This window comes from Streptomyces sp. NPDC006544, assembly GCF_040611715.1.
Classification (GTDB): Bacteria; Actinomycetota; Actinomycetes; order Streptomycetales; family Streptomycetaceae; genus Streptomyces.
The window spans coordinates 1-23,404 of record NZ_JBEXOV010000087.1 but is presented as its reverse complement, the minus strand read 5'-3'; the positions used below and the strand labels follow the sequence as shown (position 1 = coordinate 23,404).

21 protein-coding genes and 1 riboswitch are annotated in these 23,404 nt (G+C 73.1%); of the genes, 8 read left to right on the top strand and 13 right to left on the bottom strand.

Going from position 1 to position 23,404, the window contains the following annotated elements:
* Positions 1-93 precede the first annotated feature (93 nt).
* Both ABZY44_RS29810 and ABZY44_RS29805 read left to right on the top strand, forming a co-directional pair.
* Positions 94-672, top strand: a complete 579-nt coding sequence (locus ABZY44_RS29810; RefSeq protein WP_356659184.1) for a TMEM165/GDT1 family protein — start codon at positions 94-96, stop codon at positions 670-672.
* Between the two features lie 70 nt (positions 673-742).
* Positions 743-1,195: a VOC family protein gene (locus tag ABZY44_RS29805; RefSeq protein ID WP_356659182.1), complete on the top strand. Its 453-nt coding sequence runs from the start codon at positions 743-745 to the stop codon at positions 1,193-1,195.
* A gap of 289 nt (positions 1,196-1,484) precedes the next feature.
* Here the strand turns inward: ABZY44_RS29805 and ABZY44_RS29800 are convergent, their stop codons facing one another.
* Together ABZY44_RS29800 and ABZY44_RS29795 are read right to left on the bottom strand one after the other, a co-directional pair.
* On the bottom strand, positions 1,485-2,168 hold the full coding sequence (locus tag ABZY44_RS29800) for an HAD-IA family hydrolase (RefSeq protein WP_356659180.1): 684 nt from the start codon (positions 2,166-2,168) through the stop codon (positions 1,485-1,487).
* A 156-nt stretch (positions 2,169-2,324) separates the two neighbouring features.
* A complete protein-coding gene (locus tag ABZY44_RS29795) occupies positions 2,325-3,038 on the bottom strand; it encodes a peptidoglycan-binding protein (RefSeq protein WP_356659178.1) in 714 nt (237 codons plus the stop codon).
* A 194-nt stretch (positions 3,039-3,232) separates the two neighbouring features.
* On the opposite strand from ABZY44_RS29795, the gene ABZY44_RS29790 reads away from it, so the two are divergent.
* Complete coding sequence (locus tag ABZY44_RS29790; protein ID WP_356659200.1) at positions 3,233-5,287, top strand: MFS transporter; 2,055 nt, start codon at positions 3,233-3,235, stop codon at positions 5,285-5,287.
* A gap of 120 nt (positions 5,288-5,407) precedes the next feature.
* On the opposite strand, the gene ABZY44_RS29785 is transcribed toward ABZY44_RS29790, so the two are convergent.
* Positions 5,408-5,836, bottom strand: a complete 429-nt coding sequence (locus ABZY44_RS29785; RefSeq protein WP_356659198.1) for a GNAT family N-acetyltransferase — start codon at positions 5,834-5,836, stop codon at positions 5,408-5,410.
* A 296-nt stretch (positions 5,837-6,132) separates the two neighbouring features.
* Between ABZY44_RS29785 and ABZY44_RS29780 the strand changes: the two genes are divergently transcribed.
* On the top strand, positions 6,133-6,528 hold the full coding sequence (locus ABZY44_RS29780; protein ID WP_356659176.1) for a nuclear transport factor 2 family protein: 396 nt from the start codon (positions 6,133-6,135) through the stop codon (positions 6,526-6,528).
* 110 nt (positions 6,529-6,638) lie between these two features.
* Here ABZY44_RS29780 and ABZY44_RS29775 read toward each other — a convergent pair whose 3' ends face one another.
* A complete protein-coding gene (locus ABZY44_RS29775; RefSeq protein ID WP_356659174.1) occupies positions 6,639-7,001 on the bottom strand; it encodes an antibiotic biosynthesis monooxygenase in 363 nt (120 codons plus the stop codon).
* 134 nt (positions 7,002-7,135) lie between these two features.
* Between ABZY44_RS29775 and ABZY44_RS29770 the strand changes: the two genes are divergently transcribed.
* The gene (locus ABZY44_RS29770) at positions 7,136-9,181 is read left to right on the top strand and encodes a bifunctional glycosyltransferase 87/phosphatase PAP2 family protein (RefSeq protein WP_356659172.1); all 2,046 of its coding nucleotides are present in this window, start codon (positions 7,136-7,138) and stop codon (positions 9,179-9,181) included.
* 233 nt (positions 9,182-9,414) lie between these two features.
* On the opposite strand, the gene ABZY44_RS29765 is transcribed toward ABZY44_RS29770, so the two are convergent.
* Both ABZY44_RS29765 and ABZY44_RS29760 read right to left on the bottom strand, forming a co-directional pair.
* Positions 9,415-9,762: a DUF6193 family natural product biosynthesis protein gene (locus ABZY44_RS29765; protein ID WP_356659170.1), complete on the bottom strand. Its 348-nt coding sequence runs from the start codon at positions 9,760-9,762 to the stop codon at positions 9,415-9,417.
* Positions 9,763-10,071: 309 nt separating this feature from the next.
* A complete protein-coding gene (locus tag ABZY44_RS29760; RefSeq protein ID WP_356659168.1) occupies positions 10,072-11,316 on the bottom strand; it encodes a cytochrome P450 in 1,245 nt (414 codons plus the stop codon).
* Positions 11,317-11,577: 261 nt separating this feature from the next.
* Here ABZY44_RS29760 and ABZY44_RS29755 point away from each other — a divergent pair, with 261 nt between their 5' ends.
* Positions 11,578-12,747, top strand: coding sequence for a steroid 3-ketoacyl-CoA thiolase (locus tag ABZY44_RS29755; protein ID WP_356659166.1), 1,170 nt, complete (start codon positions 11,578-11,580; stop codon positions 12,745-12,747).
* Between the two features lie 190 nt (positions 12,748-12,937).
* On the opposite strand, the gene ABZY44_RS29750 is transcribed toward ABZY44_RS29755, so the two are convergent.
* From ABZY44_RS29750 to ABZY44_RS29720, 7 genes are all read right to left on the bottom strand, one after another.
* Entirely contained in the window at positions 12,938-13,342 is a 405-nt protein-coding gene (locus ABZY44_RS29750) for a transglycosylase SLT domain-containing protein (RefSeq protein ID WP_356659164.1), read from the bottom strand.
* 335 nt (positions 13,343-13,677) lie between these two features.
* A complete protein-coding gene (locus tag ABZY44_RS29745) occupies positions 13,678-14,583 on the bottom strand; it encodes an ECF transporter S component (RefSeq protein ID WP_356659162.1) in 906 nt (301 codons plus the stop codon).
* A complete protein-coding gene (locus ABZY44_RS29740; RefSeq protein ID WP_356659160.1) occupies positions 14,580-16,556 on the bottom strand; it encodes an ATP-binding cassette domain-containing protein in 1,977 nt (658 codons plus the stop codon). Before ABZY44_RS29740 ends, ABZY44_RS29745 begins: the two co-directional genes overlap by 4 nt.
* Entirely contained in the window at positions 16,553-17,755 is a 1,203-nt protein-coding gene (locus tag ABZY44_RS29735; RefSeq protein ID WP_356659196.1) for an energy-coupling factor transporter transmembrane protein EcfT, read from the bottom strand. Before ABZY44_RS29735 ends, ABZY44_RS29740 begins: the two co-directional genes overlap by 4 nt.
* A gap of 305 nt (positions 17,756-18,060) precedes the next feature.
* Positions 18,061-18,717, bottom strand: coding sequence for an SCO2322 family protein (locus ABZY44_RS29730; RefSeq protein ID WP_356659158.1), 657 nt, complete (start codon positions 18,715-18,717; stop codon positions 18,061-18,063).
* On the bottom strand, positions 18,717-19,976 hold the full coding sequence (locus tag ABZY44_RS29725) for a prenyltransferase/squalene oxidase repeat-containing protein (protein ID WP_356659156.1): 1,260 nt from the start codon (positions 19,974-19,976) through the stop codon (positions 18,717-18,719). Before ABZY44_RS29725 ends, ABZY44_RS29730 begins: the two co-directional genes overlap by 1 nt.
* A 139-nt stretch (positions 19,977-20,115) precedes the next feature.
* A riboswitch (cobalamin riboswitch) is annotated at positions 20,116-20,197 on the bottom strand.
* Between the two features lie 77 nt (positions 20,198-20,274).
* A complete protein-coding gene (locus ABZY44_RS29720; protein WP_356659154.1) occupies positions 20,275-21,369 on the bottom strand; it encodes an MBL fold metallo-hydrolase in 1,095 nt (364 codons plus the stop codon).
* A 182-nt stretch (positions 21,370-21,551) separates the two neighbouring features.
* Here ABZY44_RS29720 and ABZY44_RS29715 point away from each other — a divergent pair, with 182 nt between their 5' ends.
* Positions 21,552-23,024, top strand: a complete 1,473-nt coding sequence (locus tag ABZY44_RS29715) for an aldehyde dehydrogenase (protein WP_356659152.1) — start codon at positions 21,552-21,554, stop codon at positions 23,022-23,024.
* Positions 23,024-23,257, top strand: a complete 234-nt coding sequence (locus ABZY44_RS29710) for a ferredoxin (protein ID WP_356659150.1) — start codon at positions 23,024-23,026, stop codon at positions 23,255-23,257. The genes ABZY44_RS29715 and ABZY44_RS29710 overlap by 1 nt, the downstream gene beginning before the upstream one ends.
* Positions 23,258-23,404 lie beyond the last annotated feature (147 nt).

Genomic DNA, 23,404 nt, shown 5'->3' with positions numbered 1-23,404 from the left:
GGCGCCGCCGAGCCGAAGCGACCCCTGATCCCCATCCGGACCTGGTCTCTCGGTACCGACGGCGTCCTGCCCGACCGATAGAGGTTCCGCTCCGTGTTCAGCTTCACCGTGATGGCGATCGCCTTCGGCGTCATCTTCCTTGCCGAACTCCCCGACAAGACGGCCCTGGCCAGCCTGATGCTCGGCACCCGCTACCGCGCCTCGTACGTCTTCGTCGGCGTGGCCGCCGCCTTCGCCGTGCACGTGGCCCTCGCCATCGCCGCCGCCAGCGTGCTCACGCTGCTGCCGCACCGGCTGGTGCAGGCCGTCGTGGGCGTCCTGTTCCTCGCGGGGGCGGCGATGCTGCTCCTGAAGAAGAGCGAGGGGGAGGAAGAGGTCGAGCCGCCCGCGGACCAGTCCTTCTGGAAGGTCTCGGGGGCCGGTTTCATGCTGATCCTGGTCGCCGAGTTCGGTGACCTGACGCAGATCATGACCGCGAACCTCGCCGCGCGCTACGACGATCCCCTCTCGGTCGGCGTCGGCGCGGTATTGGGCCTGTGGGCCGTGGCGGGGATCGGGATCCTGGGCGGGCGGACGCTGATGAAGTACGTGCCGCTAGGCCTGGTCACCAAGATCGCGGCCGCCGTGATGGCGGCGCTGGGGGTGTTCTCGTTCTACGAGGCCATCGGCTGACGGCGAGGGGGCGGGGCGGCCGTGGGCCGGCCCGCCACCCGATGTCAGTGGGGTCTGGAACGCTGTGGGCATGGAGCTGACGATGCAACTGACCATCGACTGTGCGGACCCGCGGCTGATGGTGGCCTTCTGGAGCGGAGCGCTGGGCTACGAGCCGGAGCTGCCGCCCGGCGGGCAGCCCACCTGGCGGGCGTACTGGCAGGACATGGGGGTGCCCGAGGAGGAACTGCCCGAAGGCGCGGGCGAGAGCCCCGAGTCGATCGTCGACCCGCAGGGCCGGTGGCCACGGGTGTGGTTCCAGCAGGTCCCGGAGGCGAAGGCCGGGAAGAACCGGGTGCACCTCGATCTGAAGGTCGGTGGCGGCCGCGACGTCCCGCTGGAGGTCCGGACCCGGCGGATCGACGAGAAGGTGGGTCTCCTGACGGCCGCGGGCGCCACCGTGTCGCGGGTCCTGGACGAGCCGGAGGGCTTCTACGCCGTCGTGCTGCAGGACCCCGAGGGCAACGAGTTCTGCGTCGCCTGAGGGCCGGCACCGCCTGAGGGGTCGTACCGGCTGCGGGGCCGACCGACTGGCGGCCCTCACCGATTGCCGGGCCGTACCGGCTGCGGGGCCGTATCGCCCGAGGGGCCTTGACCGCCTGGTCCGCGCCGCCCGGGCCGGGTCGGGCCCGCAGGGCGCGGGGCGCGGGCCTGAGCCGGCGCGGTCGCTCGGGGCCGGACCCGGCCTGCGCCCGGGCGTCGTCCCGGACCCGGCCTGCGCCCGGTCTTGGGCCCGGGCGTCGTCCCGGACCCGGGCCGGAGCCGGAGCCGGGTCAGACGGATGCCGGCCGGAGCGTGAGGGTGATGGAGCCGTCGGGGGAGGCGGTGACGTCGATCTCCGTGAGGTCGAGCACGTGGGCGGTCGGGGCGTGGGCGGCGGCGCGGGGGCCGACGCCGATCACACGCATGCCCGCGGCCTGACCGGCGGCGATTCCGGCGGCCGAATCCTCGCAGACGACGCAGTCGGCCGGGTCGACGCCGAGGGCGGCGGCGCCCTTCAGGAAGCCCTCGGGGTGGGGCTTGCTGGCCCGCACGGACTCGGCGGTGACCCGGACCTCGGGCATCGGCAGCGCCGCGGCGGTCATCCGGGCCGAGGCCAGGGCCGCGTCGGCGGAGGTGACCAGGGCGTGCGGGAGGCCGGCGAGGGAGGCCATGAACGCGGGAGCGCCGCCGACCGGGACCACGCCGTCGGTGTCGGCGGTCTCGCGGGCGAGCATCACCGCGTTCTCGGCGAGGTTCTCCGCCATCGGGCGGTCCGGCAGGAGGATCGCCATGGTGGCGTAGCCCTGGCGGCCGTGGACCACCTTGAGGGCCTCGCGCGGGTCCAGGCCGTGGGTGACGGCCCAGTCGCTCCAGCAGCGCTCGACCACCGCGTCGGAATTGACGAGGGTGCCGTCCATGTCCAGGAGGAGGGCCTTGGCGGTCAGAACGGCGGGGGCGGTGGTGCTGGCCGGCATCGGTAGGGCTCCAGACGGGGCGGGAAAAGAGAACAAGTGGTTCCGTCCACCGGTCAGGGATAGAGGACGGAACCACTTTGTTCCTGAACCATACAAAACCGAGAGGGGTCCGCGCCACCGGCGGGAGTGTGTTCTATGCCTCGCGCCCTCCGGGCCCTAGCCCTCCAGGACGCGGCGGGTCTCCGGACCGTAGACGCCCCACTCGTCTCCCTCGATCTCGTTCTGCCACTGGAACGTGGACACCGCGTTCTCCGTGCGCGAGCCGTACTTTCCGTCGAACTTCCCCGAGTACACGCCCTGCGCCGCGAGCCGGCGCTGGAGGTTCTCCACCTCGGGGCCTGAGTCCCCGTAGCGCAGGACCGGGGCCTGCGGCGCCGGCGGGGGGCTGGAAGGACGGCTGGGGGTGGGGGAGGGGGCGGCCGCGGGCGCCGACGAGCGGCTCGGAGTGGCGGAAGGGGTCGCGGACGGAGAAGGGGAACGGGAGGGGCTCGCGGAGCGGGAGGGGGAGGGACTCGGCGGGGCGCTCGCCGAGGACTGCGACGGAGCCGCCTGGGTCAAGCTGATGACCGGGTCGGAGGGCTTGCCGTCGAGCGAGGTCACCTCGGGGTCGTCGGAGCCCGAGAAGGCCGTCAGGGCCAGTGCGACCGCGCCGGAGGCGATCACCGCGGAAGCGGCCACCAGGAGCGTGCGGCTGCGACGGCGCGGGGGCGCCGCGGCCGGGACGGCCCGCAGCCGCATCGTTTCTCCGGCTGCGGGCGGGGTCGTGGGTACGGGCCAGGGCAGCGCAGGCGTCCCGTAGGCCGGGGTGTGGGCCCGCGTCGGCCCGTCGGCCGCCTGGCCCGGGTCGGGCAGCGAGACGTACGGGCGCACGCGCAAGGAATCGCATCGGCAGGCGTCGCCGACGGCGTCGCAATTCGGACAGTGTTCAGCGTTCACTGGTACCTCTCCCCTGGCCACTGCCTGCGATTATGCAGACCCGCGGGCCCGCCCCCAACCTGCCCGAGAGGCCATAACAGGACACACCGCTCAGGATGGAGGAGTCGATCTGGCCCGAGGAGGAGCCGATGGTTCAGGACGTGACCACGGAGCCCGGCCCGAAGAAGTCCGGCCCGGGTGCCGAGCACACCTCGCGCGAGGTGCTCGTTTCGATCGGCGCGCTGCTGCTGGGGCTGCTGATCGCCGCGCTCGACCAGACGATCGTGTCGACGGCGCTGCCGACGATCGTCAGCGATCTCGGCGGTATGGCGCACCTGTCGTGGGTCGTCACCGCCTACATGCTCGCCTCGACGGCCGCGACGCCGTTGTGGGGCAAGCTCGGTGACCAGTACGGGCGCAAGAAGCTCTTCCAGTACGCCATCGTGCTGTTCCTGATCGGATCCGCCCTGTGCGGGCTCGCCCAGGACATGCCGCAGCTCATCGGCTTCCGCGCGCTGCAGGGCCTGGGCGGCGGCGGACTGATCGTGCTGTCGATGGCGATCGTCGGGGACATCGTGCCGCCGCGCGAACGGGGCAGGTACCAGGGTCTCTTCGGCGCCGTCTTCGGAGCGACCAGCGTGCTCGGACCCCTGCTGGGCGGGCTGTTCGTGGACCACCTGTCGTGGCGCTGGGTCTTCTACATCAACCTCCCCATCGGTCTCGTCGCACTCGTCGTCATCGCCGCCAGCCTGCGCATCCCCGTGCGCTCCGAGAAGCACACCATCGACTACCTCGGCACCTTCCTCATCGCCTCGGTCGCCACGTGCCTGGTGCTCGTGGCCTCACTCGGCGGCACCTGGGGCTGGAGCTCTCCCGAGATCATCGGGCTGGCCGTACTGGGCTTCGTGCTGCTGATCGCCTTCGTCCTCGTGGAGCGGCGGGCCCTGGAGCCGGTGCTCCCGCTCAAGCTGTTCCGGATCCGCACCTTCACGCTCTGCTCGCTGATCAGCTTCGTCGTGGGCTTCGCGATGTTCGGCGCGATGGTCTACCTGCCGACCTTCCTCCAGGTCGTCCAGGGGGTCTCGCCGACCATGTCGGGCGTCCACATGCTGCCGATGGTGCTCGGCATGCTGATAACCTCCACCGGCTCCGGCCAGATCGTCAGCCGCACCGGGCGCTGGAAGGTGTTCCCCATCGCGGGCACGGGCGTGACCGCGATCGGGCTGCTGCTCCTGCACCAGCTGGACCGGACCAGCTCCACCTGGGAGATGAGCGTCTACTTCTTCGTCTTCGGTGCCGGCCTCGGACTGGTCATGCAGGTCCTCGTCCTGGTCGTGCAGAACTCCGTCAGCTACGCCGACCTCGGCGTCGCGACGTCGGGTGCCACCTTCTTCCGTTCCATCGGCGCCTCCTTCGGCGTGGCCATCTTCGGCACGGTCTTCACCCACCAGCTCGACGAGAAACTGATCGCCGCACTGGCCGGGATCCCACTGCCGCCCGGCGTGGACGCGGGACAGCTGGAGGCGGACCCCCGTTCCATCGCCACCCTTCCCGCCGATCTCCGGACGACGGTGCTGGACTCCTACTCCACCTCGATCACCGACGTCTTCCTCTACGCCGTGCCCGTCGTGCTGGTGGCCTTCGTGCTGGCCTGGTTCCTGAAGGAGGACAAGCTGCGCGGCTCGGTGACGGCGCCCGATGTCACCGAGACCCTCGCCTCCAACCCCGTCCAGCGCTCATCCCATGAGGAGGTCGCCCGCGCCCTGACGGTGCTGGGCACCCTCCAGGGCCGCAAACACGTCTACGAGAAGATCACCGCGAAGGCGGGCTACGACCTGCTGCCCGCCTCCAGCTGGCTGCTGCTCCGGATCAAGAAGTACGGCTCCGCGGACCCCGCCGTACTCGCGGAGCGGACCATGGTGCCGCTGAGGGCCGTCACGGACGCGGGCCGCCAGATCGAGGAGCGTGGGCTGGCCGTCCGCGACGGGCTGTCACTGGTCCTGACCGACAAGGGGCGCGTGAGCGCGGCCAAGCTTTCCGGCGCCCGGCAGGAGTCGCTCGCGGAACTGCTCGGCGACTGGTGGAGCCCGGACCGCCCGACGGACCTGTCCCAGCTGGTCGAGGAGATCAACAGGGAGCTGTGCGGCTCCGACGCCGAGGAGCCCTACGACACCTTGGCGCGCCGGGACCACGCGGCGCCCTGATGGCCGACCGCCGTGCAGGCTCCGTCCGCACGCCGGGCGGGCCACCCGCCCGCTGACCGGACCGGACCGGACCGGACCGGACCTCCGGCCGGCCCACCTGTTGGACCGACAGCCCGCCGGTCAGCGCAGGGGCTTCTCGAACCAGTGCTCGGCATATGGCCCCGCGTTGTACGCCGGTATCTCCGCGTACCCGTGCCGCGCGTACAACGCGCGGGCTTCCACCAGGTCCGACCGCGTGTCCAGCCGTACGCGCTCGGCGCCCAGCGCGCGGCCCGCCTCCTCCAGGACCTCGAGCAGCGCCGCCCCGCCGCCCGTGCCGCGGGCGCGTGGGTCCACGTACACCCGGGTGAGCTCGGCGGTGGCCGGGTCCAGGAGGCGTATGCCCCCGCACGCGAGGGGCCGTCCGCCCCGCCGGCCGACCACGAACCGGCCGGTCGGGGCCGTCAGCTCGTCGTCCGGGAAGTCCAGGAGCCCCTGGTCGATCTCGGCCTCGGTGACGGACCGTTTCCAGTACCGCCCGGCGACCTCCGCGTAGTACGCGCGTCGCATCAGCGTGGCGTCCGGGGTCGTGAACGCCTCGACGACGACCTGCCAGTCCCCGCCCGCCGTGTCCGCACCCGTGTCCGCACCCGTGTCCGCACCCGTGTTCATTCCCGCGTTCATTCCGGCGTTCGTTCCCGTGTCCATCGGTGTGTCCCCCTGTGCCCCTCGCATCCGAAACCGCTGGTCGTGACGTCATTGTGCAGCGGCATGGACCGGCCCCGCGTTGGAATATCCACAGGCTCGGGCCGATGATAGGAAAAAGGACAAAAGGGCAACCGCGTACGTGAAGGGCGTGAACCGTCATGTCGGAGCATCCTGACTGTGTCCTGGTCCGTCGAGGCTACGAAGCCTTCAGCCAAGGCGACATGGACAAGCTGAGCACGATGATGACGGCCGACGTCATCCAGCACGTCCCCGGCACCAGCCCCATATCCGGGCACCACAAGGGCAGGGAAGCCGTCTTCGACCTCTACCGCCGATTCGGCGAGGAGACGAACGGAACATTCAAGATTCACCTGGACAAACTGCTCGCGGACGGTCGCGGCCACGTCATGAGTTTCCACACAGTGCGCGCGGACCGCGGCGACCGTGGGATCGAGATCCACGAGGGAATCTTCTTCACCATCGTCGCCGGGAAGATCAGCGACCTCGACGTCTGCACCGAGGACATCGACGAGAGCGACGCCTTCTGGAGCTGACGCGAGACGGCAAGAGCCGGCAGCCGACAGCCCGGCGAACAGCGCCCGGCAGACAGGACGCGGGGCCCACGCCGAGGGGCCCGGAGCACGCGCTCCGGGCCCCTCCCCGGTCACGCCTGCTTGGGCGCCGCCTGCTGTACGACCTCGAACGACCACACCGAGGACCCCGTCGCGGCGGGCTTCGGCCGCTCCGCGCCACCCGCGCCGCCGGCCGCACCCGCCGCCCCGCCCGCCGCGCCGCCACCCTGGTGGGCCGCCTTCATGGGGCCCTCCATCCACGCCTGGAAGTCCTCCTCGGAACGCCAGCGCGTGTACACCAGGTACTGGTCCGTGCCCTCGACGGGACGCAGCAGCTCGAACCATTCGAACCCGTCCGAGCCCTCCACGGCCCCCGCCCGAGAGGCGAACCGCTGCTCCAGGACCTCTCGCTGTTCGGCCGGGACGGTGAGTGCGTTGATCTTCACGATGCTCATGCCCGCCATCCTAGGTATCGCGCGGGGGATATCGTCGTCCGGGTAAATGAAGCGCGCGGTATGAAACGCGGTATCAAACGCGGCAGCCAGGCAAAGTCAGGGTTGCGGTCAACAGGGTGGGAGGCCGGCGAGGCGTGGCTAACGCGGCGGAGCACAGTGGTGCGAACGGACATGCCGGAGTCATAGGCGGTAGCGGCGGCAGGCTAGGGGCCGCACGCCTCATGCTGTGGGCGCTGGCCGGGCTGCTCGCCGTCAGGCAGGCCGCGGTCGTGCTGCGCGTGCCACCGGGCGAGTGGCTCAGTGACTTCCACCTCCCGACCGCGCCGGGCAGCCTGCCGGGCCTGCTCTACGAGAACGGGCAGTTCACCGGCACCCCCTTCGCGGGGCTGGTCCTCAAGCCGATACTCGGCTTCGCCACTTCCTCCCTGGAAGTGACCTGGACCTGCGTGACCCTGCTGCTCGTCGCCGCCATCGGGCTCGTGGCCGCGCGCGGCCTGCCCGATCCCGTGCCGCGGCGCACCGCGCTGCTGGCGGCGCCGGTGCTGGTCGCGCTCATGATGGTGTCGCTGCCCGTCCGTGAGGCGGCCTCGCCCGGCCAGACCGCCGTGCTCCCGGTCCTGCTGGTGCTGCTGGCCGTGTTCAGAGTCCCGGGCGACCGCCCGTCCGGTTTCCTGATCGGACTCGCCGCCGCCCTCCAGCCCGCGCTGCTGCTCTTCGCCCCGCTGCTCTGGCTGACCGGGCGCAAGCCCACCGCCCGCGCCGCCGCCGTGACCTTCGTCGGCGCCACCGCGCTGTCCTGGGCGGCCCTGCCGCAGGACTCGTGGACGTACTGGGTCGAACACCTGGCGGGCACCGGTCTCGGTGGCGCCCCCACCGGCCTCGCCAACCAGTCCGTGCACGGCGCGCTCCTGCGCCTCGGCCTCTCCGGTCCCGGCGAGGTCCTGCTCTACGTCGCCCTCGCGGCCGCCGTCGCCTGGTTCGGCCTGCGCCGCGCCGCGCGCTACGCCCGCGACGGACAGCTGCTGCTCGCCGTCGCCATCACCGGCTGCGTGGCCGTCGCCGTGTCCCCGACCGGCTGGCGTCACCAGCTGCTGTGGGTGCTGCTCGCGGTCGCCGGCAAGGTCGGCAAGCGGGCTGCCGACCGGCCCGTGTGGCCGGTGGCCGTGGTCCTCGCGATGACCCTGCCGAGCGACGTCCTGCTGCCCAACCTGGTCGCACTGGCGCCCGTACGGGACAACGTGCTGCTCCTCGCGGCCCTCGCGGCGGCCTGCGCCGTGCCGTTCCTGCCGCGCTCGTCGCCGTACTGGCGCGAGCCCGTCCCGACGGCCTACGGCCGGCCCGCGCCCGCGCGGTGGGCGCGGGTGCCGCTCCTGCCGTTCTGGCGGCGCGTGCTGTCGCGCCCCAACCTGCTGCTGGAACTGCTGCTGATACGGGTCGGGTACTCGCTCTACTCGCACATCCGGGCCGCCGCGCCGACCAGCCGCAGCCTGGCCGAGGGCAACGGGAGCCAGATCCACGGCATCGAGAAGGCGCTCGGCATCGACATCGAGCTCGCCGTGAACCACGCCGTGGCGAAGACGCCCTGGCTGGAGGCGTTCTTCAACTTCTACTACACCTCGTTCCACTTCGTGGTCCCGCTGACGATCCTGGCCGTCCTGTACTGGCGCCGGCCCAAGGACTACCGCTGGGCCCGCGCCTCCCTCGGCCTGGCCACCGTCCTGGCGCTCATAGGCTTCTGGCTGTACCCGCTGGCGCCGCCGCGCCTGATGCCCGACCTGGGCTTCATCGACACCGTGCACGGCGCGCAGGACCTGGCGAACCCGAGCTACGGGGCCATGACCGCGATCTCCAACCAGTACGCGGCGATGCCCTCGCTGCACTTCGGCTGGTCGCTGTGGTGCGGGATCGTGATCGTCACGCTCGCGCCGAAGGGCTGGCAGAAGCTGCTGGGGGCGCTGCACCCGACGATCACCGTGTGCGCGATCGTCGCCACCGCCAACCACTGGGTCCTGGACGCGGTCGGCGGCGCGCTGGTCGTCGGCGCCGGCTTCGGCCTCGTCTACGTGCTCTCGGGCCCCCGGGGCGCCGCCCTGCCGGCCGGGTCGGGCGTACCGCGGCCCAGGCAGCCGGAGCGGGTCCCGGCGGGATCGGGTTCCGGGGCCGAGCGCACGAGGGCCTGAGGGTGTGCAGGCCTGACGGCCTGACGGCCTGAGGGCCTGAGGGCCTGACGGCCTGACGGCCTGAGGGCGCGGGGCCGGGTACGAGGGCCGCGCGCCCTCTGTGACGAGCAGGGGTGCCGGCGTAGGAGGGCCGACGCAGGGGTGCCGGCGGAGGGGGCCGGGGCGGTGGGGCAGCCCGCCCCGGCCCCCTACGCGAGGGACGCCGCGTTCCGTCGGCCGCCCGGCGCGGGCTCCTACTCCGCCGGCAGGTTCGCCACGACGAGGGCTATCGCCGCCGGCGCCGAGTCGGTTTCGCCGAGCACGGTGGTCTGACGGGGGCCGCGCACGCGGAAGCGGCCGTCGGGCAGCGGTTCGACGGCCGGCGCGGTCACGGCGAAGGGATGGCCCTCGGAGGCGCTGAACCACAGGGTGAAGTGGCTGGTGTACGGGTACAGCCGGCGCAGCTCCGGTTGTGCGCGGGCGGCCTCGATGAGCGCGAGGACACCCTGGCTCATGGGCTCGGACCCGCTCTGTTCGACCATTCGCCGCCATGTGGTCGGCAGCCGCTGCCAGCGTCTCGCGCTGGGGTCCTCAAGGTTCATCCGGGCAGTCTGGGGTCCGCCCCGCCGCCAAGGCAATGATCTCGACGGCGGCTGAACGGTAACGACTGACGACGTGGCCGCGGGTCGCCCGGCCGGCGCATCCGGCGAAGGACCTGGCGAACGGCCTGGCCACGGGCCGAGGGCCCGGGCGGGCGACGGGCCGAGGGGCCGCGGCAGCCGGCCGGGCGACGGGCCGAGGGCCCGGGCGGGCGACGGGCCGAGGGGCCGCGGCAGCCGGCCGGGCGACGGGCCGAGGGACGGCAGGGGCCGGGCGTGGGAGGTAGGGCCCCTGCCGTCCTGGACGACGGGTCAGCCGTGGCTGACCCGCAGTTCCTTGATGCCGTTCAGCCAGGCCGCCCGCAGCCGGCGCGGGCCCGCGCCGGCGAGGCGCAGGTCGGGCAGTGCGTCGGCCAGCGCGTTGAAGATCAGGTCGATCTCCATGATGGCCAGCGACTTGCCGAGGCAGAAGTGCGGGCCGCCGCCACCGAAGCCCAGGTGGGGGTTGGGGTCGCGGGTGATGTCGAAGGCCTCGGGGTTCTCGAAGACCTCGGGGTCGTGGTTGGCGGAGGAGTAGAACAGCCCCACCCGGTCGCCCGCCTTGATCTTCTGCCCGCCCAGTTCGGTGTCCTGGGTGGCGGTGCGCTGGAAGGACACCACGGGGGTGGCCCAGCGGACGATCTCCTCGGCCGCCGTCGAGGGGCGGGTCGCCTTGTACAGCTCCCACTGCTCGGGGTGGGTCAGGAAGGCGTGCATGCCGTGGCTGATGGCGTTGCGGGTGGTCTCGTTGCCCGCCACCGCGAGCAGCAGCACGAAGAAGCCGAACTCGTCGGAGCCCAGGTTGCCCTGGCCCTCGGCCGCCACCAGCTGCGTGACGATGTCCTTGGCGGGGCACTCCTTGCGGGCCGCCGACAGGTTCATCGCGTAACCGATGAGCTCCATGGCGGCGTTGCCGCCGACCTCCGCGGTGATCGCGTACTCCGGGTCGTCGTACGCGATCATCTTGTTCGACCAGTCGAAGATCCGGGACCGGTCCTCCTGCGGTACGCCGATCAGCTCGGCGATGGCCTGCAGCGGGAGTTCGCAGGCCACTTGGGTGACGAAGTCGAAGCTGCCGTCCGCCGAGGCCGCGAGGGCCTCCGCGACGATCTTCCCGGCGCGGTCGCGCAGGGCGTCCTCCAGCCCGCGAATGGCCCGGGGGGTGAATCCGCGCTGCACGATCTGGCGTACGCGCGTGTGTTCCGGCGGATCCATGTTCAGCATGATCAGGCGCTGGGCATCGATCGCCTCGCGCTGGATGTGCTCGTTGAAGCGGATGATCGCCGTGTTCGTGGTGGAGGAGAACAGCTCCGGGTGCGTGGAGACGTACTTGACGTCCGCGTGCCGGGTGACGGCCCAGTACCCCTCGTCGTCGAAACCGGTGATCCCCCGTTCCTGCGGGCACCACCACACGGGTGCCGTCTGCCGCAGCTGTGCGAACTCGGGATAGGGCACCCGGTCTTGGAGCAGGTCCGGATCGGTGGCGTCGAAGCCTTCGGGCAGCGCGGGGCAGGGCATCGGGCGACTCCAGAGTCTGACGGCCCATCAGAAGTTGGCTCGACCGTAGTAACGAGTTCTAGAAGTGACAAGGGGCCCCGCGCCAACTTCTGCGTGTGGAAACCGTGTAAGCCACGTGCAAGACCCTTGCGTACCGGGTGTTCTGGTCATAAGACTGCTTGGAGAACTAGAACGCGTACTAGTTCGGATGGGGCGCCGGGACGGCCCATCCGCCAGCTGAGGCGCGCTGTGCGCTACGCAGGAGCAGGAGAGGACGAGCTCATGGCCGCGGAACCCGTCATCGTCGAAGCCGTACGCACCCCCATCGGCAAGCGCGGGGGCGCGCTCGCCAATCTTCACCCCGCCTACCTTCTCGGCGAGACCTACCGCGAGCTCCTCGCCCGCACCGGCATCCAGCCCGACTGCGTCGAGCAGATCGTCGGCGGCACCGTCACCCACGCCGGCGAGCAGTCGATGAACCCCGCCCGCAACGCCTGGCTGGCCATGGGCCTGCCGTACGAGACCGCCGCGACCACCGTGGACTGCCAGTGCGGCAGCTCGCAGCAGGCCAACCACATGGTCGCCAACATGATCTCCGGCGGGGTCATGGACATCGGCATCGCGTGCGGGGTCGAGGCCATGAGCCGCGTACCGCTCGGTTCCGGATCCAAGCACGGCCCCGGCAAGCCCTTCCCGGACGAGTGGAACGTCGACCTCCCGAACCAGTTCGAGGCCGCCGAGCGGATCGCCCGCCACCGGGGTCTGACGCGGGAGGACGTGGACGGGCTGGGCGTCCTGTCCCAGCAGCGGGCCGCCGCCGCGTGGGCCGAGGAGCGGTTCAAGCGCGAGACCTTCGCCGTGCAGGTGCCCACCACCGAGGCCGAGCAGGCCGCCGGTCAGGGCATGTGGCGCCTGGTCGACCGGGACGAGGGCCTGCGCGACACCTCCATGGAGGCGCTCGCCCGGCTGAAGCCGGTCATGCCGACCGCCGTGCACACCGCCGGGAACTCCTCGCAGATCTCCGACGGCGCCGCCGCCGTGATGTGGGCCTCGCGCAAGATGGCCCGCGCGCTCAAGCTGCGGCCGCGCGCCCGGATCGTCGCCCAGACGCTGGTCGGCTCCGACCCGCACTTCCACCTGGACGGCCCGATCGACGCGACGCGGGCGGTCCTGGGCAAGGCCGGCATGTCGCTCAAGGACATCGACCTCGTCGAGATCAACGAGGCCTTCGCCTCGGTCGTGCTCAGCTGGGCCCAGGTATTCGACCAGGACCTGGAGAAGGTCAACGTCAACGGCGGCGGCATCGCGCTCGGCCACCCCGTCGGCGCCACCGGGGCCCGGCTGATCACCACCGCCCTGCACGAGCTGGAGCGGCGCGACAAGGAGTTCGCCCTGATCACCATGTGCGCGGGAGGCGCGCTGGCGACGGGCACCATCATCCAGCGGCTGTAGCGCTCACCCGCCGCGCCGCTTCTCGGTCCCTGTGGGATGGGAAGCCGAAGGCCCCGGTGGCCGGACCTGGGGAGGTCGGCCGCCGGGGCCTTCGCACGCGCGCACCGCCCTCGCGGGGCGTGGTCGCGCGGTCGTCCTGTCGCGCGGTCGTGCGGATCCTGCTGCCGCACCGCCGGTCGCCACCGGCGGCTCAGTACCAGTGGTTGGCGGACCAGAAGTTCCAGGCGCCGACGGGGCTGCCGTAGCGGGAGTTCATGTAGTCCAGGCCCCACTTGATCTGGGTGGCCGGGTTGGTCTTCCAGTCCGAGCCCGCCGAGGCCATCTTCGAGGCCGGCAGGGCCTGGACCAGGCCGTAGGCGCCCGAGGAGGAGTTCGTCGCGGTGTGGTTCCAGCCGCTCTCGTGCGAGATGATCTTGTCGAAGGCGGCGAACTGGGCCGGGTCCTTGATCATCCGGTGCGCGATGGACTTGGCGTCCATCGGAGCAGCCTGCGCCGGGACCGTCGCGAGCATGGAACCGGCGACGCCGAGGGCGAGGACAGAACCCGCGAGGGTCTTCTTCGAGGCGGCGACGGCACGGATGAAGGACTTCGACACGGTACGGAACCTTCCGTAGGGGACAGGGGCGGCCGCGGGCATGCCGAAGACATGCGTGAGCCACTCACGCGGAGGAGAGGGGTTCGTCGGCGGGAGCGGGAGACCGGGGTGGACCCGGGGAATCTCCGTCCGCCGTGCGACTCATCCAGTTCTACGGGGGTTCGAGGGGCCTGGCAACGACCCCTCTTACTAGTGGTCCTCGGAGGGCGGGGGGAACGGCCCCCCTCCGGTCGGGTCGGCGTCGTCGCAGGTGGGAGACGGTTCCCGTGGTCGTGCACGGGGCGTTCAGGGGCTACGATCCCGCTTCGTATGTGACCTGGGTCCTGTGGGGCGGGTCACCGCTCGGGGGCCCGGATCTCACCCTCCGTGCCCGCTCGTACCCCGTCCGGGGGAAGGTCGCGGCCGGATCCGACCCCCGCGTCGAAGGTGACGGGCGCGTCGAAGGCAGCTCTCCGAGTGGCCCGTCGCAATGCCTTCAGCAGGGTGGCGCCGAGTGTGAGCGTCAGTACGACGGTCAGCGCGGCCCGGCCCAGGTCCCAGCCGACCGAGGTCGCCAGGCAGTACGCGAGGAAGCGCGCGAGGTTCGCCGGGACCGGGTCCCCGGGACGGAAGGAGATCCCCTGTCCCATGCCCTGAAGGATCACCCAGCCCTGCAGGTTCATGACCGTGCCGTACGCGAACGAGCCGAGGAACCCGTACAGCGCGAGCATCGCCAGCTCGGCCCGCCCCCGGATCCGCTCCGCACCGGGCAGCAGCCCCGCGCCCAGCGAGAACCAGGCCATCGCCAGCATCTGGAACGGCATCCACGGGCCGACCCCGCCGGTCAGCAGGGACGACGCGAACATCGTGACGGCGCCGAGCACGAAGCCGAAGCCGGGGCCGAGGACGCGCCCGCTGAGCACCATCAGGAAGAACATCGGCTCCAGGCCGGCCGTGCCCGCGCCGAGGGGGCGCAGCGCGGCCCCCACGGCGGCCAGTACGCCGAGCATGGCGACGGCCTTGGCGTCCATGCCGTCGTCGGCGATGGTCGCGACGACCACGCCGACGAGGAGGGGGAGCAGGGCGGCGAAGAGCCAGGGGGCGTCCTGGGAGTGGGCGAGGCCGGACCGGGCGTCGGCGAGGAGGGGCCAGCCGAAGGCGGCGACGCCGATGAGGGTGACGAGGATCAGGGCGGCGGCGGCGCGGGGGCCGATGCGGAGGGGGCGGGCGGGACGGGGCCGACTCGGCCGGGGGGCGGTCACGGGGTCGCCTGCGTTCCCGGGCGGGGCGTCGGGTGTGCCGTCGGGTCTGCCGCAGGGTGCGCCGCGGGGTGCGGCGTCGGCGGTGCGTGCGGGTCCGTTTCCCGCTGTGCCCCGGCCAGGGCTTCGGTCTGGGCTAGCCGGTCCAGGGCCTCGGAGACCTGGGACACCGTGAGCCAAGGGGCCGGGGCCAGGACCTTGGCCACCTGCGGGGCGAAGGCGGGGGAGGAGACGACCACCTCGGCGGTCGGGCCGTCCGCCACGATCTCGCCGCCGGCCAGGATCACGACCCGGTGGGCCAGCTCGGCGGCGAGCTCCACGTCGTGGGTGGCCAGGACGATGGCGTGGCCGTCGGCGACGAGGCCGCGCAGGATCTCGACGAGGCGGGCCTTGGCGGCGTAGTCCAGGCCGCGGGTCGGCTCGTCGAGGAGCAGCAGGGCGGGGCGGCCGGTCAGGACCAGCGCGAGGGCGAGGGCCAGGCGCTGGCCCTCGGAGAGGTCGCGGGGGTGGGTGTCGTCGGGCACGTCGGGGAGGAGCGAGGTGACGAGGGCCCGGCACGTTCCCGGCGGCTGGCCGGCGTCGGCGTCGGCGGCCGCGCACTCGGCGGCGACGGTGTCGGCGTAGAGGAGGTCGCGGGGCTCCTGGGGTACCAGGCCGACGCGGGTCACCATCTCGGGGGGAGGTGTGCGGTGGGGGGTGCGACCGCTGACGGTGACCTGGCCGGTGGTGGGTTCCAGGGTGCCGACGAGGGTGGCGAGGAGCGTGGACTTGCCGGCGCCGTTGCGGCCCATGAGGGCGACGATCTCGCCCTGCGCCACCGCGAGGGCGATGCCGCGGAGGACCTCGGCCCGGCCGCGGCGCAGGGAGACGCCGGAGACCTGGGCGGGGGGCTCCACGGGGTGTCGGGCGGGGGCGGGCGGCGGTGTGGGTGTGGGCCTGCGGCGGCGGAGCAGGCGGGCGAGGGGGTGGGTGCGGGTGGGGAGGCCGGTGTCGGTGCCGGGGCCGGGGCCGGTGTCGGTGTCGGTGCCGGTGGTGGGGCCCTGCGGGCGGCCGTCCCCGACCCGCCCTCCCACCGTTCCCCGCGGCTGCGCCCCGGCCCCCGCGTGGGGCTCCGCCCCCGACCCGGCGTGAGGGGTCGGGGCGGGGGGCGGGGTGTGGGGGAGGGAGAGGCGGGAGCGGAGGGGGGCGGACTGGCGGCGGGCGTCGCGGATGGAGAGGGGGAGGGGGGACCAGCCGGCCAGGCGGCCCAGGGCCACGACCGGGGGGTGGACCGGGGAGACGGCCATGATCGAGGACGGGGAGCCGAGGACCGGTGGGGCGCCCGGGGAGGGGAGGAGCAGGACCTGGTCGGCGTACTGGACCACCCGCTCCAGGCGGTGCTCCGCCATCAGGACGGTCGTGCCGAGGTCGTGGACCAGCCGTTGCAGGACGGCCAGGACCTCCTCCGCCGCCGCCGGGTCCAGCGCGGAGGTCGGTTCGTCCAGCACCAGGACGCGCGGGTGCGGGGTCAGGACCGAGCCGATCGCGACCCGCTGCTGCTGGCCCCCGGACAGGGTGGCGAGGGGACGGTCGCGCAGTTCGCCCAGGCCGAGGAGGTCGAGGGTCTCCTCGACGCGGCGGCGCATGACGGAGGGGGCCAGGCCGAGGGACTCCATGCCGTAGGCGAGCTCGTCCTCGACGACGTCCGTCACGAAGTGGGCCAGGGGGTCCTGGCCCACCGTGCCGACCACATCGGCGAGTTCGCGCGGCTTGTGCGTGCGGGTGTTGCGGCCCGCGACGGTGACGCGCCCTTGGAGCCGGCCCCCCGTGAAGTGCGGGACCAGGCCGGAGACCGCCCCGAGGAGGGTCGACTTGCCGGCTCCCGACGGGCCGACCAGCAGGGTCAGTTCCCCCTCGGGGAGGGTGAAGTCGGCGTGGGAGAGGGAAGGGGAGGACGAGCCCTCGTACGTCACCGACACGTCGTCGAAGCGGATCACTGTGATGCCTCTGGGGGAGTGGGTACGGGTACGGGCGCGGGCGCGGGAACGGGTACCGGTGCCACCCAGGCGGGAAGCAGGCCGATCAGGACCACCGCGGCCGGCCAGAGCGGCAGACCGGGGGCGACCAGGGGGACGACCCCGGGGCGCAGCCCCTCCGGGTCCAGGGACGCGGCCCGGATCAGCAGCGCCGCGACGGCCGCGCCCGACCCGGCGACCAGCCAGGACCGCGGACCCCACCGGTCGGGCCGGTACCGGGTCCGCACGGAGCGCCGGCCGCCGAGGCGGAGCCCCGCGAGGGCCAGGACGAGGCCGGCGATCAGGACCGGCAGTCCGTACGCGGCGCCCTCCGCGGCCAGGAGTCCGTACGTGCCCGCGCACATGCCCAGGAGCCCGCCGAGGGTGAGGACGTTGGTGGTGTGGCGGACGGTGGCCGGGACCCGCGCGGTACGGCCGTAGCCGCGGGCGTCCATCGAGGCGGCGAGGGCCACGGAACGCTCGAGCGCGCCCTCCAGGACCGGCAGACCGATCTGCAGGACGGCCCTCACCCCGCCGGTCGGGCGTCCGCGCAGCCGGCGGGCGGCGCGCAGGCGGACGACGTCCGCGACCATGTTCGGCGCGAAGGTCATCGCGACGACCACGGCGACGCCCACCTCGTACAGGGCCGCGGGCAGGGACTTCAACAGCCGCGCCGGGTTCGCGAGCGCGTTGGCGGCGCCGACGCAGATGAGGAGCGCGGCCAGCTTCGCGCCGTCGTAGAAGGCGAAGACCAGTTGTTCGGCGGTGACCCGTCCGCCGAGCCGGATGCCCTGCGCCCAGGCGGGCAGCGGGAGCTCCGGAAGGGTGAAGAGGGTGTGCGAGCCGGGGATGGGGGAGCCGAGGAGCAGGGAGAAGAGGAGGCGCAGGCCGATGACGAAGAGGCCGAGCTTGACGAAGGCGCCGTAGGAACGGGCCCAGGGGGCGTCGGTGCGGCGGGCGGCGACGACATAGCCGGCGACGCCGACGATCAGGCCGAGGAGGAGCGGGTTGGTGGTGCGCGAGGCGGCGGTGGCGAGGCCGAGCGCCCAGAGCCACCAGGCTCCCGCGTGCAGGGCGTTGGAACGCGTGGCCTCGGGGGCCCGCCACCCTCTTGTTCTGTACGTTGCCCCGCGCGGGGTGGCCGTCGCCGCCCGGCCGGGGTCGGGCGCGGTCGGGGTCAGGACGCCGGGTGCGGCTCCGTGGGTGGGGCGCCCGGCCGGCGGCCGGGCGGGGTTCCCGCCCGCAGCACCGGTGCGCGTGGACGGCCGGGTGGTGGCGGTGGCCCCGGCGGGTGGCCGCCCGCCGCCGGTGTCCGCCGCGCCGCTCGCGGTCCCCGCGGGCCCGGCACCCGGGGCTGCCGGGCCGCTGCCGCCCGCCACGGTGAGGGCCGCGGCCCCGGCCGCGGCCCGCGTTCCGCCGTCGGTGCCGTCCGGGTCCGGGTCCGCGTCCGGGCGCGGGCGCGGGCGCCGGGGGGCGGGGAGCGGGGTCATCGGGCGCGGCGGCGGCGGGACTGCCAGAGGCCGGCCGCGGCCAGGGCGGCCACCGCGGCGATGCCCGCGAGGAGACCCGCGGACGGGCCGCCGTCGGCGGGCCGGTCGTCGGCGGGCCGGTCTGCGGCGGTGTCCGCGACCGGTTCGCCGCAGCCCTGCGCCGGGTATCCCGAGACCGCGCACAGCAGGGCCGCGCTGTTGTAGCGCAGCGGCTTCGCCACCTCCGCCAGGGCCTCGGCCGCCGTGGCGTCCGGGCCGACCTGTGCGCAGGCCGTGCGCGGATCATCCTGCGGCGGGGTGTCGCCCGCCGCGGCGTCCGAGCGGGTGCCGAAGTCGACGACCACGGCGATCCGCTTCTTGCCGTCCACCGCCGGGGTGGCCGAGCAGACCGCCGCGAAGTCCGCGCCGGCACGCGGAGGGGCGGCCTGGTCGGCCGCGTCCTTGCTGACCACGAAGTGGAATCCCTGCACGGAGCCGTCCGCCGGGCGCAGCGAGGAGGGGCCCTGGGTGGCGTACGTCCACTGGCCGCCCGCGCCGTCCCAGAACGACCAGTACCGGTAGGTGGAGGCGAGCGCGGGGGACGCGGCCAGCAGGGTGAGGACGAGGCCGAGCCCGAGGAGGACCGGCGTCAGGCGGCGGTGGTGGCGGCGCATCAGAGCTGGTTCTTCTTCCGGCGGCCGCTCAGCACGATGCCGATGCCCATGCCGGCCGCTGCGCCCGCGCCGATCATCCACCAGACGTTGTTGTCGCCGGAGTCATCGGAGTCGCCGGAGTCATCGGAGTCCTTCTTGTCGGACCCCGTCGCCTTCGCCGGCGCCGGGCCCGTCGCGTTCAGGGCCGCCACCAGGTCGGTGCCGCCGAAGTCCTTCGGGTCGGTGCCGGTCGCGTGCGCGGCCAGGATCAGGGTGCCGAGGCCGGCCGGGTTGCCCTTGGACCACTCGGCGGAGTTGGCCTTCAGCCACTCCAGTGCGCCCGCCGCCGACTGCTTGTGCCCGGCCGCGGCCAGGGCGATGACCGCGTCGGCGGTGTTGCCGTGGTCCGCGGTGGGCTGGTCGGAGCCCGGGGTGAGGACGGTGAGGTGGCCGTCCTTCTTCAGGGCCTCCGCCAGGTACCCGGCGCCGCCCTGGGCCGCCGCCACCGGGTCACCGGCGGTCGCCGGGCAGGCGAGCGGGGCCGCGGGGGTGTCGGCGGAGGAGGGGGGGACGACCGGGCCCGTGCCGAGTCCGGCCAGGACGACCGCGGCCGTCGCGTCGGCGCTGGCGGACAGCTTGCCGCCGGTCGGCTGGAACGCGAAGGCGCCCCGGTCGGCGGCCTGCTCGGCCGAGCAGTCCAGCTGGAAGGCCAGGAGGGCCTCGTACGGAGACTTGCCCGACTTCGACTTGACCTCGGCGGGCTTCTCGCCGGCCGCCTCCAGGGCCCTGATCACGAGGGCGGTCGAGTTGGCGTCCGAACCGCCGTCCATGGCGCCGCCGGGGTTGTTGCTCCAGCCGCCGTCCGCGTTCTGTACGGACTTCAGCCAGCCGACCGTCTTCTTCACCGTCTCGGGGTGGCCGCCGATCGCGACCAGTGCCTGCACGGCGACGGAGGTGGCGTTGGAGTCGATGAACACCGAGGCGTCGCAGGCCTTGGCCGTGTCGGCGCGGAAGGCGGCGAAGGAGCCGTCGGGGCACTGCTGGCCGACGAGCCAGTCCACGGCCTGCTGCGCGGGTTTCACGCCGACCGTGTGCTGGGCGAGCAGCGCGAACGACTGCCGCCACACCCCGTCGTACATCGGGTCCTTCGTGCCGAAGAGCCCGGAGGGGACGACCGGCGCCGGTGAGGGCGTGGCGGTGTCGGCGAGGGCGGCGGGGGCGGCGCCCACGCAGAGCACGGCGGAGGCGGCGAGCGTGGCGGCGCTGCGGCGGACGTTCATGGCGGGGCGGGTGCCTCTCGTGCTGGGGACCCGGAGGAAGGCAGCACAGCAGGGGGCTGGCACCGGGCTCCGGCTCCGTATACCTCGACGGTGCCGGCCGCCGGAGGACCCGGCGGCGCGAGCCGCGCACTGCGGTACGGGGCATTCCGGCTCCCCGCCCCGGCGGAGCCGAGGGAGGTCACGGTTGCGGGTCAGCGCCGGAATCGCACCGGCTTCCCCCTGTACGCGAGTGTGGACGACGTCCGTACTCTACCGGCCCGTAGCCGCCGGGCCGGGTGGTGCCGGCAGGGAGAGCCCCTTACAGGCTGCGGTAGGTCACCGGGTCGCTGTCCGGTACGGCCTCGGCGCGGCCCTGTTTCACGAGCCTCCGCAGGTGGGCCTCCGCCTCGGAGACGGCGATGTTGCGGGAGCCGTACGGGATCTGCTCCCAGGGGCGGTTCCACTCCATCCGCTCGGCCAGGACCCACGGGGTCAGCGGTTCGGCGGCGAGCAGGTGCCACAGGCCGGTCAGCCGCTCCTCGTGGTGCTCCAGGAGTTCCCGTACGCGGCCCGGGGCGTCGGTGAAGGCGTGCTGGTGGGCCGGGAGCACCTCGGCGGGCTGGAGGCGGCCGATGCGTTCGAGGGAGTCGAGGTAGTCGCCGAGGGGGTCGGTGGCGCGGGTGACCCCGTGCTCGTCGGGGGCCTCGTAGAGGCCGATGTGCGGGGAGATCCCGGGCAGCAGGTGGTCCCCGGAGAAGAGGCGGCCGTTGCCCGGCAGGTTCGCCGGATGCCGTTCCTCCAGGTGCAGGCAGACGTGGCCCGGGGTGTGGCCGGGGGTCCAGATGGCCCGCAGCCGGCGGCCGGCCAGCGGCAGCAGCTCGCCGGGGACGATCTCCCGGTCGGGGACCGCGGCGTGCAGACCGGGCAGGGTGCGCATGCGGCCGCTCGCGCGGGCGGCCCGCAGCGGGGCGATGTGCTCCTCGGGTGCTCCGGCGGTGGCCAGCTTTTCGCTCATGTAGTCGCACCAGACGCCCGGCTCGGCGGAGCGGGTCCGTACGACGACCTCGGTGTCGGCGGCGTGCATGGCGATCCAGGCGCCGGAGGCGTCGCGGACCTGGCCCGACAGGCCGTGGTGGTCGGGGTGGTGGTGGGTGATGACCACGCCGTGGACGTCGGCGACGGCGATGCCGAGGGCGCCGAGGCCGGCGACGAGCGTGTCCCAGGACGCGGGGTCGTCCCAGCCGGTGTCGACGAGGACGGGGCCGCGGCCGGTGTCGAGGACGTGGACCAGCGTGTGGCCGAGCGGGTTGTCGGGGATGGGGACCTTGATGCCCCACACGCCGCCGCCGTGATCCGTGACGTGAGGTGCGATGCCCGAGCTGTCCCGTGCCACGCCTGACGCGTCCTCTGCCATGAGGGGCTCCGCTCTAACGAGAACATGTTGCATTGGTCGCCCAAGTCGACCATCTCTCGGCCTTCCTGACTAGTCGTTGGATCTTCCGTCCCGCTCACATGCCGGTTCGTGTCACGTCCGTGGACTCCTAGAACTAGAACTGGTATCAGTTCTGCATCGTCAAGCCGCAGGAGGCATCAGCCATGACCGAGCTCGTCGAACACGGACAACTGCTCATCGGCGGGGAGTGGACGGATCCGCTGGGCACCGAGACGATCAAGGTCGTCTCGCCCCACACCGAGCAGGTCATCGGCAGTGTTCCGCACGCCTCCGAGGCGGACGTGGACCGCGCCGTCGCCGTGGCCCGCAAGGCCTTCGACGAAGGCCCGTGGCCGCGCACCTCCCTCGAGGAGCGGATCGCCGTCGTCACGCGGATCAAGGACGCGATCGCCGTCCGCCACGAGGAGATCGCCCGCTCGATCAGCTCCCAGAACGGGTCCCCGTACTCCTGGAGCGTCCTCGCCCAGGCGCTGGGCCCGATGATGGTCTACGACGCCGCGATCACCGTCGCCCGCTCCTACCCCTACGAGGAGCACCGCAAGGGAGCCCTCGGCAACATCCTCGTCCGGCGCGAGGCGGTCGGCGTCGTCGCCGCCGTCATCCCCTGGAACGTCCCGCAGTTCGTCGCCGCCGCCAAGCTGGCGCCGGCGCTGCTCACCGGCTGCACGGTGATCCTCAAGCCGTCCCCGGAAGCGGTCCTCGACTCCTACATCCTCGCGGACATCGCCCGCGAGGCCGGGCTGCCCGAGGGCGTGCTGTCGATCCTGCCCGCCGACCGCGAGGTCAGCGAGTACCTGGTCGGCCACCCCGGCGTGGACAAGGTCGCCTTCACCGGCTCCGTACCGGCCGGCCGGCGCGTCATGGAGGTCGCCTCGCGCAACCTCACCCGCGTCACCCTCGAACTCGGCGGCAAGTCCGCCGCCGTCATCCTCCCGGACGCCGACCTCGACTCCACCGTCGCCGGCATCGTCCCGGCGGCCTGGATGAACAACGGCCAGGCGTGCGTGGCCCAGACTCGCGTGCTCGCCCCGCGCGGCCGCTACGAGGAGATCGCGGAGGCGCTCGCCGCCGCGGCCGGGGCGCTGGTCGTCGGAGATCCGCTGGACCCGGCGACGCAGCTCGGCCCGCTGGTGGCCAAGCGGCAGCAGCAGCGGTCCCTCGACTTCATCCGGATCGGCCAGGAGGAGGGTGCCAAGGTCCTCTCCGGCGGCGGGCGGCCGGCCGGCCTGGACCGGGGCTGGTACGTGGAGCCGACCCTCTTCGGTGACGTCGACAACTCCATGCGGATCGCCCGCGAGGAGATCTTCGGCCCGGTCGTCTGCCTGATCCCGTACGGGGACGAGGCGGAGGCGCTGCGGGTGGCCAACGACTCGGAGTTCGGGCTCAGCGGCAGCGTCTGGACCGGGGACGTGGAGCACGGCGTGGACTTCGCACGGCAGGTGCGGACCGGCACCTTCAACGTGAACACCTTCAGCCTGGACATGCTCGGCCCCTTCGGCGGCTACAAGAACAGCGGCGTCGGGCGGGAGTTCGGCCCGGAGGGGCTGAGCGAGTACCTGGAGCACAAGATGATCCACCTCCCGGCCGGCTACGAGCCCCCTGCGGCCGGTGCGTGATGGGTGACCGGTGGCACGTCGAGGTGGACCGGGGCGTCTGCATCGGCTCGGGAATGTGCGTGAACCACGCCCCCGAGGGCTTCGCCCTCGACTCCGCACGCCAGTCGCACCCGCGTGCGGCGGAGACGGACGCGAACGAGCCGGTCCTCACGGCGGCGGAGGGCTGCCCGGTCGAGGCGATCGCGATCACGCTGGCGGGGTCGGGGGAGGTGGTGTTTCCGCCGGAGGATTAGGTTCGGTGGGGTGGGGTGGGGTGGGGGGATGGGGCGGGGCTGCGGCGGGCCGGGGTGCGTTGACAGTTCCTGGGGGCGTCCCGGGAGTCCAGCGTCCTTCCGGTGCGGGCCGCCCCGTCAAGGGCGCTCCCTTCGGTCGCGTCGCTG

Bases quoted from the DNA above. Each gene is read 5' to 3' on its own strand.
- ABZY44_RS29780 (WP_356659176.1), top strand. From the start codon at position 6,133: ATGTCGGAGCATCCTGACTGTGTCCTGGTCCGTCGAGGCTACGAAGCC.
- ABZY44_RS29715 (WP_356659152.1), top strand. From the start codon at position 21,552: ATGACCGAGCTCGTCGAACACGGACAACTGCTCATCGGCGGGGAGTGG.
- ABZY44_RS29765 (WP_356659170.1), bottom strand. From the start codon at position 9,762: ATGAACCTTGAGGACCCCAGCGCGAGACGCTGGCAGCGGCTGCCGACC.
- ABZY44_RS29805 (WP_356659182.1), top strand. From the start codon at position 743: ATGGAGCTGACGATGCAACTGACCATCGACTGTGCGGACCCGCGGCTG.
- ABZY44_RS29725 (WP_356659156.1), bottom strand. From the start codon at position 19,976: ATGAACGTCCGCCGCAGCGCCGCCACGCTCGCCGCCTCCGCCGTGCTC.
- ABZY44_RS29755 (WP_356659166.1), top strand. From the start codon at position 11,578: ATGGCCGCGGAACCCGTCATCGTCGAAGCCGTACGCACCCCCATCGGC.
- ABZY44_RS29760 (WP_356659168.1), bottom strand. From the start codon at position 11,316: ATGCCCTGCCCCGCGCTGCCCGAAGGCTTCGACGCCACCGATCCGGAC.
- ABZY44_RS29785 (WP_356659198.1), bottom strand. From the start codon at position 5,836: ATGCGACGCGCGTACTACGCGGAGGTCGCCGGGCGGTACTGGAAACGG.
- ABZY44_RS29730 (WP_356659158.1), bottom strand. From the start codon at position 18,717: ATGCGCCGCCACCACCGCCGCCTGACGCCGGTCCTCCTCGGGCTCGGC.
- ABZY44_RS29710 (WP_356659150.1), top strand. From the start codon at position 23,024: ATGGGTGACCGGTGGCACGTCGAGGTGGACCGGGGCGTCTGCATCGGC.
- ABZY44_RS29790 (WP_356659200.1), top strand. From the start codon at position 3,233: ATGGTTCAGGACGTGACCACGGAGCCCGGCCCGAAGAAGTCCGGCCCG.
- ABZY44_RS29720 (WP_356659154.1), bottom strand. From the start codon at position 21,369: ATGGCAGAGGACGCGTCAGGCGTGGCACGGGACAGCTCGGGCATCGCA.
- ABZY44_RS29775 (WP_356659174.1), bottom strand. From the start codon at position 7,001: ATGAGCATCGTGAAGATCAACGCACTCACCGTCCCGGCCGAACAGCGA.
- ABZY44_RS29800 (WP_356659180.1), bottom strand. From the start codon at position 2,168: ATGCCGGCCAGCACCACCGCCCCCGCCGTTCTGACCGCCAAGGCCCTC.